Genomic DNA, 16,055 nt, shown 5'->3' on the forward strand with positions numbered 1-16,055 from the left:
GCCGCAGCGTTCAGCCCGTCGTCAGTTCATCGGCTTATCAGCCGCAAATAGACACGTTCCGGCGGCATGGCTATGATTGAGCTCGAGTTGAGAATTTGAATCTTGCAATTGCGCATCCCGCGCACTCTGCACCCCGGACCAGGGCCATGTTTTGCAAGCCAACTTCTCCCTCATTGAAGACATTAACGTCTTGGCCAGGAAGCTACCGTGATTCATCAAATGCCGGGGAACAGCTGGCAATCTCGCTTACGCTGATTGTCGCATGATGAGGCGCGCTTCCAGATGCATCCTACGGCCTTGACCGCTGGATTGTTCCGGTATGCCACCTATCGCCGAAAACAGCATGTCAATGCCAGCGGCAGCGATGCCGCGATAGTCCTGGGCCATAGTGGTCAACGGCGGGCAGGTGAAGCGGCTAAGCGGATGATCGTCATGCCCCGCTACTCTTAAGTCGCAATCGCTGTCGTGCCCCACGCGCAGGCGTCGCTCGAAGGAAGCCGCAATGACGCCAAAGGCGAGGCGGTCATTGGCGCAAAGAACTGTGCGCGTCGGAAAGCCGGAACCATCCAACATGTGTCCGGCGGCCTCATAGCCCAATTGCTCGAAATTCCAGTCCTTCGGCGGGATCGTCAATGTGACGGGCTCCAACCCCAGTCGCTCCATCGTTGCGATGTAGGCGTCCCGTCGTTCGAGAGCGTTCTGGTTGACGGCCGGCATCTCCAGGAAACATGGGTGTTCGCCTGTTCTGCAGAGATATTCGGTGATGTTGCCGATGCTCTGGCGGTTGTCCGTGCCGACGAAAGGGCGGTCGCCAATGCTGTTGTCAAGGAAGACCGTCGGCATTGCGTCGGCGAGGCTTTCGAGCAGGCGGCCGTCTGTTTCGAAGCCTAGCGGCGCCATCAGTACGCCGGCGATATTTAGCGACAGCAGCGTGCGCATGGCACGCGCCTCAAGCTTTCGTTCGCCATGGGAAGACAGAACGATCGTCCAGTAGCCTTCTGCCAGGCAGCGCATCTCGATCTGGCGCACGATCTCGGCGTAGAAAGGGTCGGAGATGTGCGGAACGATCAGCCCGATATTCTTCGGGTTCTTCCGGTTAAGGCTGACCGCGAAAATGTTTGGCCGATAGTCATAGTCTTTCAGTGCTTTTTCGATCCGGGCGCGGGTGGAGGGCTTAACGCTTTCGGGGTTGTCGAAATATTTCGAAACGGTCGGGCGGGAAAGCCCGCTTGCCGCCGCGAACTCTTCCATCGTCCGGATTTTGCTCTCGCTCATGGTCGCTTTCGAGATTCGTAACGGTTTAACCACGTTCTCACGCATTCATTTATCATGCGTAAAAATAATTCTTTCAGCTTATCGGTGGTATGGCGCCTGGGTCCTTTAGCACCGCAGCGTACCTTGCATATATAACTGCCAAATCTGCCGTTACCAATAGATTTCTGTGCGCTTAAAATGTTTTCACGTGTAAAGAAATTGATTGACGCGATGTTTAATCGGTGCGATAGGAACTCCGCCCAACTTGGGTGATATGTCCCGTCCAGGAGAGGAAAGGTGGCCACGGCCGCCAGCTGGCAGGGCGGGTTCGCGATTTTTAATGGGCCGGCGGGGCCGGCAATTGGAGGAAATCATGCTTCGCAAAACGCTCGGTCGTATTCTTCTTTCCGGCGCCGCCCTTGCGCTGATGGCAGGTGTTGCATCCGCAGCCGGCATCGGCGCGTCGCTCCTGACGCAGCAGCATCCGTTCTACATCTCGCTTGCCAATGCGATGAAGAAGGAAGCCGAGGCGGAAAAGGTGCCGCTGGAAGTTGCCATTGCCAACCAGGATCTGTCCAAGCAGCTCGCCGACGTCGAAGATTTCATCACCAAGGGCGTCGATGTCATCGTGATCTCGCCTGTCGACAGCAAGGGTGTGCGCGCTGCGATCAAGAAGGCTGAGAAGGCCGGTATCAAGGTCATTACCGTTGATGTTCCGGCTGTCGATGCTGATGTCACCTCCTTCGTCGGCACCGACAATTTTGCTGGTGGCGAGAAGGCTGCCGAGCTGATGGCCAAGTCCGTTGGCGGCAAGGGTAAGGTTGCCGTCATCGACTATCCGACGGTTCAGTCTGTCGTCGACCGCGTCGAAGGCTTCAAGAAGGGTCTGGAAAAGTATCCTGACGTCAAGATCGCCGCTATCCAGACGGGGATCACGCGTCCGGAAGCACTGGCCGCTGCCCAGAACATGCTGCAGGCCAACCCCGACATCGTGGGCATCTTCGGCTTCGGCGACGACGCAGCACTTGCCGCCGCTTCCGCCGTCAAGGCTGCCAAGCTGGAAAGCCAGGTCAAGGTCATCGGCTTCGATGGCATGGAAGAGGCGCGCAACGCCGTGAAGAATGATCCGGTCATGGCCGGCGTCATCGCTCAGTATCCAGATCAGATGGGCAAGGTTGCCGTCGAAACCGCCGTCAAGGTTATCAAAGGCGAGACGGTCCCGGCCAAGCAGCCGATCGTGCCTGGCGTCGTGACCAAGGACGGCGAGACCAAGTAAGCTCTACGCGGCGGCGGCCGGAAGGCCGCCGCGATCATCTTGCGCGGACGGTCCGTTTGCCATCCGTGGCCCAGACAGCCGTCCATTCCATTCGCCAATGACCCGGCTTGCTGCTACAGATGCCGGCAGCCGGGAAGGAGCGTGCGTGACACAGAGCAATGCAGCCACCCAGGAAGAGGTCTCGCGAGGCGCCGAGACGGTGCTGGAAATTCGCGATGTCGCCAAATCCTTCGGCGCCGTGCAGGCGCTGAAACGCATGAACCTTAGGGTTTGCCGCGGTCGCGTGCATACGTTGCTTGGGGAAAACGGTGCAGGCAAGTCAACGCTGATGAAGATTCTCGCAGGAGTCTACAAACCGACATCAGGCGAAATATTGCTGACGGGCAAGGCGTATCAGCCGCAGAACCCGCGCGATGCCAGAGCTCAGGGAATTTCGATCGTCTTTCAGGAGCTTAGTCTCTGCCGAAATCTCTCGGTCGCGCAGAATATCTTCGCCAGCCATGAGCCGAGCCGCCTTGGCTTTGTCCGGGATCGCACACTCGTTGCAGGGGCCGAAGCGCTGATCGAAGATCTTGGTCTTCCCGTCAATGTCCATGCCAAGGTGGGCGAACTTTCCATTGCTCAGCGTCAGCTTGTCGAAATCGCCAAGGGCCTCAGCTTGCCTGCGGAAGTGGTGATCCTCGACGAACCGACATCATCGTTGTCCGACAGCGAGGCGGAAATCCTGTTCTCGATCATTGAGCGGCTGAAGGCGCGTGGCACGGCGATCATTTATATTTCGCACCGTATGGAAGAAATCATGCGGCTCTCCGACGATATCACCGTCATTCGCGATGGTGAATATATCACCACGACCAAGAAAAACGAGACTAGTATCGACACGCTGATCGCACTGATGGTCGGTCGTGAAATGAAGGATATTTATCCTCCGCGTGTGGCCCCGCGTCCGGCTGAGAGTATCGCGCCTGTCTTGGCGACGAAAAGCCTCACGGTGCCTGGGAAATTCCACGATGTTTCTATCGCTGTGAAACCCGGCGAAGTCGTCGGTCTTTTCGGTTTGATCGGCTCCGGTCGCTCCGACATCATGAAGGCGCTCTTTGGCATGGAACGCCCGGAAGGGCAGATCCTCCTTGATGGCAAACCGTTGACGCTCGCCTCGCCCTCCGAGGCGATCCGCAACGGTATCGCCTTCGTGACGGAAAACCGTAAGGAAGAGGGCCTTGTGCTCGCGCATAGCGTCGAGCGTAACGTCAACATGGTGGCGCTGAAGCAGCTCGCCGGTCCCTTTGGCCTGATGCGCGGCAGTGCCGAGCGTGCTGCCGCCAAGGCGGAAGTGCTGCGCCTTGCCATCAAGGCAGCCTCGATCGACACGACTGCCGGTTCGCTCAGCGGCGGCAATCAGCAGAAAATCGTGCTTGCGAAGTGGCTGCAGATCAGGCCGCGAGTACTGATCCTCGACGAGCCGACGCGCGGCGTCGACGTCGGGGCAAAATTCGAAATCTACCGCATCATCCGCAAGCTTGCCGCCGAAGGCGCCGCCATCCTGATGGTCTCCTCGGAGCTGCCCGAAGTACTCGGCCTCAGCGATCGTGTCGTCGTGATGCACAACAGGGGCCTGGCAGCGGTGTTCGATGCCGAAGGCCTGACACCCGAAACCGTTATGACCTATGCAGCGGGGATGCACGCATGAGCAATGTCCAGACTACGCAGGGGAGACGCGCGGATTCCCAGACCCGCCCGTCCTTCTTCCGTTCGCCGGTGGTGCGCCAGTATGGCGGCATCATCATTTCGCTCGCTGTGCTTTGCATTGTCTTTTCGGTGCTGAACCCGCGCTTTCTTGCCGTCAACAACTTCATGAACATCATGCAGCAGGTGGCGGTCGTTGCCGTTGCCGCTTACGGCATGACCTATGTCATCCTGCTTGGCGAGATCGACCTTTCGATCGGCTCGATCATCGCGGTTGCCGGCATGGTGGCGGCACAGGCTTTCGCCATGGGCTTTGGCTTCTTGCCGACCATCCTCCTGACGTTGCTGGCCGGCGCCATCATGGGAGGCTTGAACGGGGCGCTCTCTGCAAAGCTGATGCTACCGTCATTCATCGTGACCGTCGCGAGTATGGGCATCTATCGCGGCGTCGTCAGCCTGCCCACCAACGGTGCTCCTGCTATGATCGACAACGACGCGTGGCTTGCCATCGGCTCGGAAAGCTTCCTCGGACTTCCGATCATTATCTGGATCATGGCCGTGCTCTTCGCGGTCAACCACGTCGTCCTGTCCAAGTCGATTTTCGGTCGGCAGGTCTATCTTTCCGGCGGCAACCGCGAAGCAGCTGTATATTCCGGCATTCGCGTCGATCGCATCAAGATCATCGTTTTCATGATATCAGGCGTGATGGCGGCGATCAGCGGAATTCTGCTCTCTTCCCGCCTGTCCTCCGCACAGACCAATTCCGGCATGGGCTACGAGCTTGACGCCATCGCGGCTGTCGTGCTCGGTGGCACTTCGCTTGCCGGAGGCGTCGGTACCATGGTCGGCACCATCCTGGGGGCATTGATCATCGGCGTCATCAACAACGGCATGAACATGCTGTCCGTGCCCTATTTCTACCAGCTCATCGTCAAGGGCCTGGTCATTCTCATCGCCGTATGGCTCGACGTGCGCAGCAAGGCGGTACGGGCATGAACATGAAGAAGATCATCACCATCGGCGAGATCGTCGTAGAGATAATGGCGGTCGAAACAGGTAATGGCTTCCTATCAGCTATCCCGCTGATCGGGCCCTTCGCTTCGGGTGCGCCGGCAATTTTCATCGACCAGGTCGCCAAGCTCGGCCAGCACTGCGGCATCGTCAGCGCCGTCGGCAATGATGATTTCGGCGTGCTTAATGTCGAACGCTTGCGCAATGACGGCGCGGACGTTTCTGCCATCTCAGTGCATCCGACCGCGGCGACCGGCAGCGCCTTCGTGCGTTACCGACAGGATGGCAATCGCGATTTCATCTTCAACATCAGGCACAGTGCCTGCTCGGCCATTGGCTTGACGCCGCAAGCCGAAGCACTGGTTGAGACTGCCGACCACCTGCATATCATGGGCTCAGCGCTCTTCTCGGACGGCATCGTCGAGGCCATTCATGAGGCGACCCGGCGCATTAAGGTGAAGGGCGGCACCGTCTCCTTCGATCCCAATATCCGCAAGGAGATGTTGGAGCTGCCGGGCATGCGCGAAGCGCTCAGCCATGCGCTCGATAATACCGACCTCTTCATGCCGAGCGGCGCAGAGATCTTCCTCTTTACCAAGGCCACGGAAGAAAAGGCGGCCGTTGCGGAACTGCTTGCGCGGGGCATCAAGGCCATCGTCATCAAGCGCGGCGCCGAAGGCGCCAGCTATTTCGATGCCTCCGGCGAAATCATGGCCCCGGCCTTCAAGGTGGAAGAGGTCGACCCGACTGGCGCCGGCGATAGTTTCGGTGCGGCTTTCGTTACCTGCTGGCTGCGCGGCATGGCCGCCGACAAGGCCCTTGTCATCGCCAATGCCACCGGCGCACGCGCCGTTGGCGCCAGGGGGCCGATGGAAGGCACGTCCAGCATGGCTGAGATCGAAGCCTTTCTCGCCGCCCACAATCTTTCCGGAGTATCGTCATGAGCAGCACCAGGACCCTCAGTGCACTTCCTGCCCTCTATGCGGCAGGCGAACGGCGCGGCATTGCTTCCATTTGTTCGGCCCATCCGTTGGTCGTCGAAGCGGCTTTCCTTGAAGGACTTGCGGCCAATACGGACGTGCTCATCGAAGCGACCTGCAACCAGGTCAACCAAGAGGGCGGTTATACCGGCATGACGCCTGCCGATTTCCGCCGCTTCGTAGAGGAAATCGCCGCCCGTGTCGGTTTTGATACACGCCGGCTGACCCTCGGTGGCGACCATCTTGGCCCCAATCCATGGAAGCACCTGCCGGCAGAAGAGGCGATGGAGCGTTCCGAAGTGATGATGGACGCCTTCGTGCGCGCCGGTTTCACGAAAATTCATCTCGACACCTCGATGGGCTGCGCGGGTGAACCGGTGGCGCTGCCTGATGCGGTGACCGCCGAGCGGGCCGCGCGTCTTGCACTGGTCGCGGAAAAAGCGGCAGCGGAATCGCACTTTGACCTGCCTGTCTATATCGTCGGCACGGAAGTACCGATCCCCGGCGGGGCCATGGAAGCGCTCGACCATCTAGAACTGACGAGCCCGGAGGCTGCGCTGGAAACCATTGAGGTGCATCGCCGCGCCTTTGCCGCTGTTGGCCTCGAAAGCGCCTTCGCTCGCGCCATCGGCGTCGTGGTGCAGCCCGGCGTCGAGTTTGGCAATGAGAATGTCGTGGTCTACGATCGTGCTGCCGCCGGCGATCTCAGCAATGTGCTGACTCGCATGCCGCAGTTTGTCTTCGAAGCGCACTCAACCGACTATCAGCCGGCTTCAGCCCTGCGCGGCCTCGTTGAGGACGGCTTTGCCATTCTCAAGGTTGGTCCGGGGCTAACTTTCGCACTCCGCCAAGCGCTCTACGGTCTCGATCAGATCGCTGCAGTTCTCGATAACGGACCTGAAACCCTGCGGCAGGGCATGGAGGCGCTGTTGCTTGCAGAGCCGAAGAACTGGCAGAAATACTATCATGGCAACGAAGCGGAGCTGCGCATTCAGCGGCACTTCTCCTACAGCGACCGTATTCGCTATTACTGGCCGCATCCCACCGCCATGGCACTTGTCGAGGGCCTGTTCCAAAGGCTCGGCGACCGGGAATTGCCGGAGACTTTAATAAGCCAATATCTCGGCGCGCTCTATCCGGCCGTCGCCGCCGGCACAGTGGCGGCGAAGGCACGCCCGCTGGCGTTGGAAGCCATCCGGAGCGTCATCCGTACTTATAATCGGGCGGCGGCCTATAGGGTCGACGCATAAACTCTCGCGTCATATCCTTGCGGCGATCAGCTTCACGGCGGCGAGGTAATTTTCCGGACGCTTGTCATAACGGGTTGCGATGTCTCGAAACCGTTTGATCGTGTTGATGAAGCGTTCCACGAGATTGCTTTGTCGATGGACCGAGCGCGAGAACACGAAAGAGCCCCTGCGGTTTGCCTTCGGCGGAATATTGGCCTAGGCTTTTCGCTCGGCCGCCATGCGGGGCTGCGACCGAGGCTTCCGGTTGGTGCACGCGCGCTGCCGCTGCTGAAATAACTGACATTGTCTTCCGGGCAGAAGTCGTCAGCGGGAATGGCGATCTCCTGTCGGGCGGTTTGCGGCTGAGCCCCGCCTAAAGCCTTGTCGCCCGGCGTTGCTCATGCGCCAGTTTCGTCTCATCGTGCTGCGCGATCCATGCCACCGCAAGCGGCGCTACCGGACGAGAGGGCGAGGGCGCTCTTTATGTGCCTCTATCTGCGGCTCTCTCCCGGGGCCGGCCTGGATATGTCGCGCGCCATTTCGGTGCGGCGCGACCCGAGGCAAGCGAGGCGGCGCTTCGGCGTCTGTCGCTGCCGGCAGGCGTTTAACGCGCATTTTAAGCAGAATTTCCAGTTATTGTGCCGTGCCTAAATGCTGCCCGATAAAAGCATCACAAAAAATAGATAAATTTTCGTTGATTTGTGACGTATTGAATGCTAAATAAGTGACCGATCGGTCGGTTAATTCTTCCGGGAGAGGATATCGGCTCGCTACAGGGAGGAAGCTTGCGTGTCTGAAGCCTTCATCTGCAATGCTGCTCGCTCCGTCCGCTACGGCGGGGCCTTGTCCCCGGTCCGGGCCGATGATGTCGCCCCCGTACCGCTCAGCACGCGCTGATGGCCCGCGATCCCGGCGTTCGAACGCATTTGACGCGTAACTAGGAGGAATGACCATGTATGCACAGATGGTGAAGACCGATACGTCCCGCGTTCGCTCCCTCGATGAGATGGATCCCCAGGAGCGCGCCTTTCAGGAGCGTGTCGATCAAGGCCAGAAGATCGAGCCGAAAGAGTGGATGCCGGAAGGGTATCGCAAGACGCTGATCCGCCAGATCAGCCAACACGCCCATTCGGAAATCGTCGGTCAGCTGCCGGAGGGCAACTGGATCACCCGCGCGCCGACGCTGGAGCGTAAGGCGATCCTGCTTGCCAAAGTGCAGGATGAAGCCGGCCATGGCCTCTATCTCTACTGTGCCGCCGAGACGCTCGGCATCAGCCGCGACGAGATGTATGAGCAGCTGCATTCTGGCAAGGCGAAATATTCGTCGATCTTCAACTATCCGACGCTGACCTGGGCCGATATCGGCGCGATCGGCTGGCTCGTCGATGGTGCGGCCATCATGAACCAGGTTCCGTTGCAGCGCTGTTCCTACGGCCCCTATTCGAGGGCCATGGTCCGGATCTGCAAGGAGGAAAGCTTCCATCAGCGCCAGGGCTTCGACATCTTGATGAAGATGGTCAAGGGCACGCCAGCGCAGGAGGTCATGGTGCAGGATGCGCTGAACCGCTGGTGGTGGCCGTCGCTAATGATGTTCGGTCCTTCGGACGACGCCTCGGTGCATTCGGCCCAGTCCATGGCCTGGAAGATCAAGCAGAATTCAAACGACGAGCTGCGGCAGAAATTCGTCGATCAGACCGTGCCGCAGGCCGAATATCTCGGCCTGAAAATCCCCGATCCGGATCTCAAATGGAACGAGGAAAAGGGCGGTTACGATTTCGGCGAGCCCGATTGGGAAGAGTTCTTCAATGTGATCGGCGGCAATGGTCCCTGCAATGCGGAACGGCTGAGTGCCCGCAAGCAGGCTTGGGACGATGGCGCCTGGTTTCGCGACGGCGTTTCTGCCCATGCAGAAAAGGCAGCCGCCCGCCGCGCCGCAACCGAGATCGCCGCAGAGTAAGGGAGTGAACGCAATGTCCAGCGAATGGCCGCTTTGGGAAGTCTTTATCCGTGGTCAGCATGGCCTTAACCATCGCCATGTCGGCAGCCTGCATGCGCCTGATGCCGAGATGGCGATCAACAATGCCCGCGATGTCTACACGCGCCGCAATGAGGGCATCAGCATCTGGGTCGTGAGATCCGCCGACATCACTGCCAGCGCACCCTCGGAAAAGGGGCCGCTCTTCGATCCATCCAATTCGAAGGTTTACCGTCACCCCACCTTCTTCGATATTCCGGATGAAGTGGGGCACATGTGATGACGGTCATGGCACAACATCCCGACGTCAGCCAAGCCGCGCTTTTCGAGTTCCTGGTGCGGATTGGCGACAATGCACTAATCCTGGGCCATCGCGTTTCCGAATGGTGTGGCCGCGGGCCGGCGCTCGAGGAGGACATCGCGCTTGCCAATACGGCGCTCGACCTGATCGGCCAGACTCAGCTTTGGCTTGGTCTTGCCGGCGAGGTGGAAGGCAAGGGGCGATCGGCGGATGATCTGGCCTATCTGCGCGATGGCTACGAGTTCCGCAACATTCTGCTGGTTGAGCGTCCGAACGGCGATTTCGGCAAGACGCTGATGCGGCAATTCCTCTTCGACGCCTGGTACTATCTGTTGCTGAGGGCGCTTCGGGACTCATCCGACAAGCGCATCGCCGAGATCGCGGAAAAGGCCTTTAAGGAAGTCTCCTATCATCTCGATCGCAGCCGTGATCTTGTCATCCGGCTCGGAGACGGCACGGATGAAAGCCATCGCCGGATGCAGGAAGCCCTCAACGAGCATTGGCCGTTTACCGGTGAGATGTTCGTCAGCGATGATCTGGATGCCGAACTGATTGGAGCGCGCGTCATTCCGGAACCGCAAAGCCTCAAAACTGGTTGGGACGAAATTGTCACCGAAACGTTGACAGAAGCGACGTTGAAGAGGCCGGCTGACGGTTACATGCATAAGGGCGGCCGGCGCGGCGTTCACACCGAGCATCTCGGCTATGTCCTTACCGAGCTGCAGTTCCTTCAGCGCGCCTATCCGGGCGCGACCTGGTAGGAGGCTGACATGACGGCCGCGTCGCATCCCTCGGTCGACGAAATCTGGCACTGGCTCTCGCAAGTGCCAGACCCGGAGATACCGGTGATTTCGCTGACCGATCTCGGCATCATCCGCGATGTCAGCTGGCAAGAGGATACGCTTGTCGTTACGGTGACGCCGACCTATTCGGGCTGTCCCGCCACGGCGGTAATCAACCTCGATATCGAACGGGCACTGGTCGAAAGGGGCCTAGACCGGGTACGCCTCGAGCGCCGGCTGTCGCCCGCCTGGACGACGGATTGGATCAGCGAGGAGGGACGCGAGAAACTGCGTGCCTATGGCATCGCCCCGCCGATCGATGGCACGGCTGCCGACGGCATCCTGACGAAGCGGATCGATCGGCTTTCCGGCGGCACGAAGCTCGCCATCAACTGCCCGCGCTGCGGATCGATAGCTACAGAAAAGATCAGCCAGTTCGGCTCGACGCCGTGCAAGGCGAGCTATCGCTGCACCGACTGTTTGGAACCCTTCGACTATTTCAAGTGCATTTGACCCCAACAGGACGAGGCCCGCATCCATGGCACGTTTCCATCCCCTGACCGTCACCGATGTTTGCCGTGAGACGCGCGACGCCGTCGTCGTCACGCTTGCGCCATCCGAGGAGGATCGGGCCGTCTTCGATTTCACCCAAGGCCAGTATCTGACTTTCCGCCGCAAGTTCGATGACGAGGAGCTGCGCCGCTCCTATTCCATCTGCGCAGGCAAGGATGAGGGTGTTTTAAGGGTCGGCATCAAGCGCGTGGATGGCGGCTGCTTTTCCACCTGGGTGAATGAAAACTTGAAGATTGGCGACACGCTGGAAGCGATGCCGCCCATGGGTACGTTCTTCACACCGCTGGAGCCGCACGTCTCCAAGCACTATCTCGGCTTCGCCGGCGGCAGCGGCATCACGCCGGTTCTCTCGATCATCAAGACGGTGCTTTCGCGTGAGCCACACTCCACTTTCACCCTCGTTTACGCAAACAGGCAGATCAGCTCGATCATGTTCCGCGAAGAACTCGATGACCTGAAGAACCTCTATCTGGGTCGCCTGTCGGTGCTGCATGTCCTCGAAAGCGAGGCACAAGACATCGATCTTTTCACCGGTCGGATCGATGCGGAAAAATGCAAGGCGTTGTTTAAGAGCTGGATCGATCTGACATCGGTCGCGACAGCTTTCATCTGCGGGCCCGAGCCGATGATGCTGGCAATTGCCGAATCCCTTCGTGATCACGGTCTGCGCGACGACCAGATCAAGTTCGAGCTCTTCGCTTCGTCGCAGCCCGGTCGGGCGCGCCGGAAAGTGGAAGCCGTCGCCGGTGCGGATCAGGCCACGATGTGCGAGGCGACCGTTACTCTGGACGGCGCTGCGCGAACATTCAAGTTCCCAAAGCATGGTGTCAGCCTTCTTGATGCCGCGATCGAAAATGCGATGGATGTGCCCTATGCTTGCAAGGCGGGTGTCTGTTCCACCTGCCGCGCCAAGGTCATTGAAGGCGAAGCCGAAATGGAGGTCAATCACGCGCTCGAGGATTACGAGGTGCGCCAGGGTTACGTGCTGACCTGTCAGTGTTACCCGCTCACCGACCGCATCGTCGTCAGTTACGACCAGTAGCGTCGCATCGAAAGGAGGAACGATATGTCCGAAACGATGCCGATCGAGCAATATCTGGAGTGTGGTGGGATGCTCTCCTCGCCCGACAACGTGCCCGCCCGCTATCGCGGCGAACTCCTGCGGTTGATGGCGAGCTTCGTTGATAGCGAACTCGCCGGCTCTGCCGGCTTTGCGGGTATCATCAACGATGCCCCCGGCCTTCAGGAGCGCATTTCCGCAGCGCGCATCGTGCTGGAAAAGACCGATCATGCCGGCCAGGTCTTGAAGATCATGGAGACGTTCGGTGTCGATGGCGGCCGCTATGCCGTCCATCATCCCTGGGCAGTCCGGCTTTCCCGCGATGCCGATATCGGCGCTGTCAGGCAAGACGGTGACATGCGGCTCTCCGTCTTCCACTATCCGCTTGAAGGCTGGGTGGATGCCGTCGTCATGAACGTGCTGATGGGTGCTGCCAGCGTCGTACAGTTGAAGGAGCTGGCGCGCGTTTCCTATCAGCCGCTCGCCGAAGTCTTCCGTGCCATCCTGCCGCGCGAGAAGCGGCATGCCGAACTCGGCGCCGCCGGCCTTATCCGCATCGTTATCGGGGACGAGGGGCGAACGAAGGCGCGCGCTTCGGCTGCCTATTGGTATCCCCGCGTCGCTGCAAGCTTCGGCCATGCCGGCTCGGCCCGCTTTGAGACATTATCGCGTTTCGGCCTGCGCCATCAGCCCAACGAGATCCTGCTTGCCGAATGGCGTGCCGATGTCGATGCGCAGCTTTCTGCGCTTGGATTGAACTGAGAGGATAGTGAGATGAATATCATGGCAAACCAGCCGCGCCGTCTCGAAAGCTATGTCAGCGGCACCTGGGTCGCCGGCACCAGGGAAGGGGTGCCGCTGCTTGATGCGTCGACCGGCGCGCCGATCGCGTTCATCGATTCCTCGGGCATCGATTTCAAACAGATCTTGTCCTATGGCCGTGACAGGGGCGGTCCGGCGCTCAGGCGCATGTCCTTCCATGAGCGCGCCGCAATGCTGAAGGCGCTGGGGCGGACGCTGCTCGAGAGGAAAGAAGAGTTTTACGCGCTCTCGACAGCGACCGGCGCCACGCGGGCGGATAGCTGGGTCGATATCGAAGGCGGCATCGGAACCCTGCTGTCCTATGCCTCCAAGGGTCGGCGCGAGCTGCCGAATGCACGCGTACTGCTCGACGGCGATGTCGAACAGCTCTCCAAGGATCAAAGCTTTTCCGCGCAGCATATCCTAAGCCCGCTGCAGGGTGTTGCTGTTCACATCAATGCCTTCAACTTCCCCTGCTGGGGCATGCTGGAAAAAGTCGCGCCGACCTTGCTTGCCGGCGTTCCCGCCATCGTGAAGCCGGCAAGCCAGACGGCCTATCTCACCGAACTCGTGGTCCGACGCATCATCGAAACCGGCTTGTTGCCGGAAGGTGCGCTGCAGCTCGTCTGCGGCTCGGTCGGCGATCTTCTTGATCATGTCGAAGGCCAGGATGTGGTGACCTTTACCGGCTCTGCCGCAACGGGTCAGCGTCTGAGGACGCACAAGGCGATTATCGAAAATTCCGTACGTTTCACCATGGAAGCCGATAGCCTCAATGCCGCAGTCTTGGGACTCGACGCAGCACCGGGTACGGAAGAGTTTGACCTCTTCGTCAAGGAGGTTGCTCGGGAGATGACGGTCAAGGCCGGCCAGAAGTGCACGGCCATCCGCCGCGTCATTGCCCCCCATTCCTATAGCGAAGCGCTGATTGCCGCGTTGAACGATCGACTCGGCAAGACGGCAATCGGCAATCCGGCCGATGAGACCGTTCGTATGGGACCGCTTGCAAGCATCGCTCAGCGCGAGGAAGTGCGCGCTCGCATTCGTGATCTCGCCGCCGAGGCTGAGATCGTCGGCGGCGATCCCGATAATCCGCGCGTCACGTCTGGTGATGCCAGCGCCGGCGCCTTCCTCAGTCCGGTTCTGCTTTATTGTGGCAGGCCGGGCTCGGCGCGTGCCATTCACGATGTCGAGGCCTTCGGCCCCGTCAGCACCGTCATGCCTTATGATACGGCGGAAGAGGCGGTTGATCTTGCCCTGCGCGGAAAGGGGAGTTTGGTTGCCTCCGTATTTACCAACGATCCCGCTTTTGCCGAAGAGGTCGTTTTAGGTCTCGCACCGTTCCACGGCCGTGTCATGATTGGCAACCGCATCAGCGCAAAAACTTCAACGGGTCATGGCTCTCCTTTGCCTGGGCTAGTGCATGGCGGCCCCGGCCGCGCCGGCGGCGGCGAGGAGCTCGGCGGTATCCGCGGCGTGAAGCATTACATGCAGCGCACTGCAGTTCAGGGCACTCCGCGCCTGCTCTCGGCCGTGACGGGGCAGTGGATGGATGGGGCGGACGCCCGCACTGGCAGTGAGCACCCGTTCCGCAAATCGCTCGCCGAGCTGAAGATCGGTGATCAGCTCGTCACCGCCACGCGCACGGTCACGCTTGATGATATCGAGCACTTCGCCCATTTCACCGGCGACACTTTCTATGCTCATATGGATGAGGCGGCGGCCAAGGCCAATCCGTTCTTCGAGGGGCGTGTGGCGCATGGCTATCTCATCGTCTCGTTCGCGGCCGGCCTTTTCGTCGATCCTGCTCCAGGTCCGGTGCTGGCAAATTATGGGGTCGACAATCTCCGCTTCCTGACACCGGTCAATCCGGGTGATACGCTCCAGGTGCAGTTGACCTGCAAGGAGATCAATCCCCGCATCAATGCCGAACATGGCGAGGTGCGCTGGGATTGCAAGGTAACGAACCAGCTGGACGCCGTCGTCGCGCAATATGACGTTCTGACGATGGTAGCGAAAACGAGAGAGTGAGCGCATGACGACGACCGAGCAAGACCCGCATCGCCTGGAAATGACCGTGCTGATGACGCCGGATATGGCGAATTTCAGCGGTAAGGTGCATGGCGGCGCACTTCTGAACCTGCTCGACCGCGTCGCCTTCTCCTGTGCATCGCGCTATTCCAAGCAATATGCGGTAACGCTGTCGGTCGATCAGGTGCTGTTCAAGGAGCCGATCAATGTTGGCGAACTCGTCACCTTCCGCGCCTCGATCAACGATACAGGCCGTACTTCCATGGAGGTCGGCATAAGGGTGGAAGCGGAGAATATTCGCTCCGGCCAGCGCCGCCACACCAACTCCTGTTATTTCACCATGGTAGCGGTGGATGAGGCGGGTCGTCCGGTCCGCGTGCCGGAACTGGTGCCGGTCACGCCGGTTGATATCCGCCGGCACAAGGCAGCCCAGCTTCGCCGTACCTTGCGCCGCGAATTCGCGCAACGGCTGGAAGCGGTGGCCGAAACGGGCCGCGACGTGGAAGGTTTAGGAGCCGACTGAATGGCGCAGATCTATTCCTATGATGGCGTAATCCCGGTCATCGATCCCTTAGCCTTCGTGCATCCGGCCGCAACCGTCATCGGCGATGTCATCATCGGGCCTGCCTGCTATGTGGGGCCGGGCGCCGTGCTGCGCGGGGATTTCGGGCGCATCGTGCTCGAGCGCGGCTCGAATGTGCAGGAGACTTGCGTCGTCCATAGCTTCCCGAATCTGGAAGTTGTGATTTGCGAGGCGGGACATATCGGCCACGGTGCGGTGCTGCATGGCTGCCGCGTCGGTGCCAATGCGATGGTCGGCATGAATGCCGTTATCATGGACGAAGCCGTCATTGGCGAAAATGCGATCGTCGCGGCAATGGCCTTCGTCAAGGCCGGCGCCGAAATCCCGGCAAACAGCCTGGCGGTTGGCTCTCCGGCGCGCGTGGCTCGTGAGCTGACGGCGGAAGAGATCGCCTGGAAGCGCCAGGGCACTGCCATTTACCAGCGCCTGGCTGTGGAGGCGAAGGAGAAGCTTGCGGCCGTCGAGCCGCTGACTGCGCCGGAGCCGGATCGCCGCCGCATCCGCGCGCCGGAG

The 16,055-nt window shown here is 60.1% G+C and carries 15 protein-coding genes and 2 pseudogenes; 15 read left to right on the forward strand and 2 right to left on the reverse strand.

The annotated features are described in order from the left end of the window. Window positions 1-246 precede the first annotated feature (246 nt). Window positions 247-1,275, reverse strand: coding sequence for a LacI family DNA-binding transcriptional regulator (locus ACYJRZ_RS25860; RefSeq protein WP_459463691.1), 1,029 nt, complete (start codon window positions 1,273-1,275; stop codon window positions 247-249). 352 nt (window positions 1,276-1,627) lie between these two features. Between ACYJRZ_RS25860 and ACYJRZ_RS25865 the strand changes: the two genes are divergently transcribed. The 5 genes from ACYJRZ_RS25865 to ACYJRZ_RS25885 all read left to right on the forward strand — a co-directional run bounded on the left by ACYJRZ_RS25865 (window position 1,628) and on the right by ACYJRZ_RS25885 (window position 7,457). Continuing rightward, window positions 1,628-2,530, forward strand: a complete 903-nt coding sequence (locus ACYJRZ_RS25865; protein ID WP_459463692.1) for a substrate-binding domain-containing protein — start codon at window positions 1,628-1,630, stop codon at window positions 2,528-2,530. 145 nt (window positions 2,531-2,675) lie between these two features. Then, complete coding sequence (locus ACYJRZ_RS25870) at window positions 2,676-4,220, forward strand: sugar ABC transporter ATP-binding protein (protein WP_459463693.1); 1,545 nt, start codon at window positions 2,676-2,678, stop codon at window positions 4,218-4,220. Beyond that, window positions 4,217-5,212, forward strand: coding sequence for an ABC transporter permease (locus ACYJRZ_RS25875; RefSeq protein ID WP_459463694.1), 996 nt, complete (start codon window positions 4,217-4,219; stop codon window positions 5,210-5,212). Before ACYJRZ_RS25870 ends, ACYJRZ_RS25875 begins: the two co-directional genes overlap by 4 nt. Window positions 5,213-5,214: 2 nt before the next feature. Then, a complete protein-coding gene (locus ACYJRZ_RS25880; protein WP_459463718.1) occupies window positions 5,215-6,171 on the forward strand; it encodes a tagatose kinase in 957 nt (318 codons plus the stop codon). Further along, on the forward strand, window positions 6,168-7,457 hold the full coding sequence (locus ACYJRZ_RS25885; protein ID WP_459463695.1) for a D-tagatose-bisphosphate aldolase, class II, non-catalytic subunit: 1,290 nt from the start codon (window positions 6,168-6,170) through the stop codon (window positions 7,455-7,457). The genes ACYJRZ_RS25880 and ACYJRZ_RS25885 overlap by 4 nt, the downstream gene beginning before the upstream one ends. A 9-nt stretch (window positions 7,458-7,466) precedes the next feature. Here the strand turns inward: ACYJRZ_RS25885 and ACYJRZ_RS25890 are convergent. Next, window positions 7,467-7,676: pseudogene (locus ACYJRZ_RS25890) on the reverse strand (IS5/IS1182 family transposase); the annotation flags it as partial. 549 nt (window positions 7,677-8,225) lie between these two features. Between ACYJRZ_RS25890 and ACYJRZ_RS25895 the strand changes: the two are divergent. The 10 genes and pseudogenes from ACYJRZ_RS25895 to ACYJRZ_RS25940 all read left to right on the forward strand — a co-directional run. Further along, window positions 8,226-8,321: pseudogene (locus tag ACYJRZ_RS25895) on the forward strand (acetyl-CoA acetyltransferase); the annotation flags it as partial. 67 nt (window positions 8,322-8,388) lie between these two features. After that, on the forward strand, window positions 8,389-9,393 hold the full coding sequence (gene paaA, locus ACYJRZ_RS25900) for a 1,2-phenylacetyl-CoA epoxidase subunit PaaA (RefSeq protein WP_459463696.1): 1,005 nt from the start codon (window positions 8,389-8,391) through the stop codon (window positions 9,391-9,393). A 13-nt stretch (window positions 9,394-9,406) separates the two neighbouring features. Beyond that, window positions 9,407-9,691 (forward strand): 1,2-phenylacetyl-CoA epoxidase subunit PaaB, encoded by a 285-nt coding sequence (gene paaB, locus ACYJRZ_RS25905; RefSeq protein WP_459463697.1) that lies wholly within the window; start codon window positions 9,407-9,409, stop codon window positions 9,689-9,691. Between the two features lie 8 nt (window positions 9,692-9,699). Continuing rightward, a complete protein-coding gene (gene paaC / locus ACYJRZ_RS25910) occupies window positions 9,700-10,473 on the forward strand; it encodes a 1,2-phenylacetyl-CoA epoxidase subunit PaaC (RefSeq protein ID WP_459463698.1) in 774 nt (257 codons plus the stop codon). A 9-nt stretch (window positions 10,474-10,482) separates the two neighbouring features. Next, window positions 10,483-11,007, forward strand: a complete 525-nt coding sequence (paaD, locus tag ACYJRZ_RS25915) for a 1,2-phenylacetyl-CoA epoxidase subunit PaaD (protein ID WP_459463699.1) — start codon at window positions 10,483-10,485, stop codon at window positions 11,005-11,007. Between the two features lie 25 nt (window positions 11,008-11,032). After that, window positions 11,033-12,109, forward strand: coding sequence for a 1,2-phenylacetyl-CoA epoxidase subunit PaaE (gene paaE / locus ACYJRZ_RS25920; RefSeq protein ID WP_459463700.1), 1,077 nt, complete (start codon window positions 11,033-11,035; stop codon window positions 12,107-12,109). A gap of 24 nt (window positions 12,110-12,133) precedes the next feature. Next, the gene (locus ACYJRZ_RS25925; RefSeq protein ID WP_459463701.1) at window positions 12,134-12,889 is read left to right on the forward strand and encodes a Phenylacetic acid catabolic protein; all 756 of its coding nucleotides are present in this window, start codon (window positions 12,134-12,136) and stop codon (window positions 12,887-12,889) included. Window positions 12,890-12,901: 12 nt separating this feature from the next. After that, window positions 12,902-14,959, forward strand: a complete 2,058-nt coding sequence (paaZ, locus tag ACYJRZ_RS25930) for a phenylacetic acid degradation bifunctional protein PaaZ (protein ID WP_459463702.1) — start codon at window positions 12,902-12,904, stop codon at window positions 14,957-14,959. Between the two features lie 4 nt (window positions 14,960-14,963). After that, entirely contained in the window at window positions 14,964-15,482 is a 519-nt protein-coding gene (locus ACYJRZ_RS25935) for an acyl-CoA thioesterase (RefSeq protein ID WP_459463703.1), read from the forward strand. Beyond that, a partial coding sequence (locus ACYJRZ_RS25940; RefSeq protein ID WP_459463704.1) for a phenylacetic acid degradation protein PaaY occupies window positions 15,483-16,055 on the forward strand: 573 nt, incomplete at its 3' end. It lies immediately after the preceding gene.

This window comes from Rhizobium sp. No.120 (assembly GCF_054558365.1).

Coding starts and splice junctions, on each gene's coding strand:
- ACYJRZ_RS25875 (WP_459463694.1), top strand. CDS start 4,217: ATGAGCAATGTCCAGACTACGCAGGGGAGACGCGCGGATTCCCAGACC.
- ACYJRZ_RS25885 (WP_459463695.1), top strand. CDS start 6,168: ATGAGCAGCACCAGGACCCTCAGTGCACTTCCTGCCCTCTATGCGGCA.
- ACYJRZ_RS25860 (WP_459463691.1), bottom strand. CDS start 1,275: ATGAGCGAGAGCAAAATCCGGACGATGGAAGAGTTCGCGGCGGCAAGC.
- ACYJRZ_RS25865 (WP_459463692.1), top strand. CDS start 1,628: ATGCTTCGCAAAACGCTCGGTCGTATTCTTCTTTCCGGCGCCGCCCTT.
- ACYJRZ_RS25935 (WP_459463703.1), top strand. CDS start 14,964: ATGACGACGACCGAGCAAGACCCGCATCGCCTGGAAATGACCGTGCTG.
- ACYJRZ_RS25925 (WP_459463701.1), top strand. CDS start 12,134: ATGTCCGAAACGATGCCGATCGAGCAATATCTGGAGTGTGGTGGGATG.
- paaD (WP_459463699.1), top strand. CDS start 10,483: ATGACGGCCGCGTCGCATCCCTCGGTCGACGAAATCTGGCACTGGCTC.
- ACYJRZ_RS25880 (WP_459463718.1), top strand. CDS start 5,215: ATGAAGAAGATCATCACCATCGGCGAGATCGTCGTAGAGATAATGGCG.
- paaC (WP_459463698.1), top strand. CDS start 9,700: ATGGCACAACATCCCGACGTCAGCCAAGCCGCGCTTTTCGAGTTCCTG.
- paaA (WP_459463696.1), top strand. CDS start 8,389: ATGTATGCACAGATGGTGAAGACCGATACGTCCCGCGTTCGCTCCCTC.
- paaE (WP_459463700.1), top strand. CDS start 11,033: ATGGCACGTTTCCATCCCCTGACCGTCACCGATGTTTGCCGTGAGACG.
- paaZ (WP_459463702.1), top strand. CDS start 12,902: ATGAATATCATGGCAAACCAGCCGCGCCGTCTCGAAAGCTATGTCAGC.
- paaB (WP_459463697.1), top strand. CDS start 9,407: ATGTCCAGCGAATGGCCGCTTTGGGAAGTCTTTATCCGTGGTCAGCAT.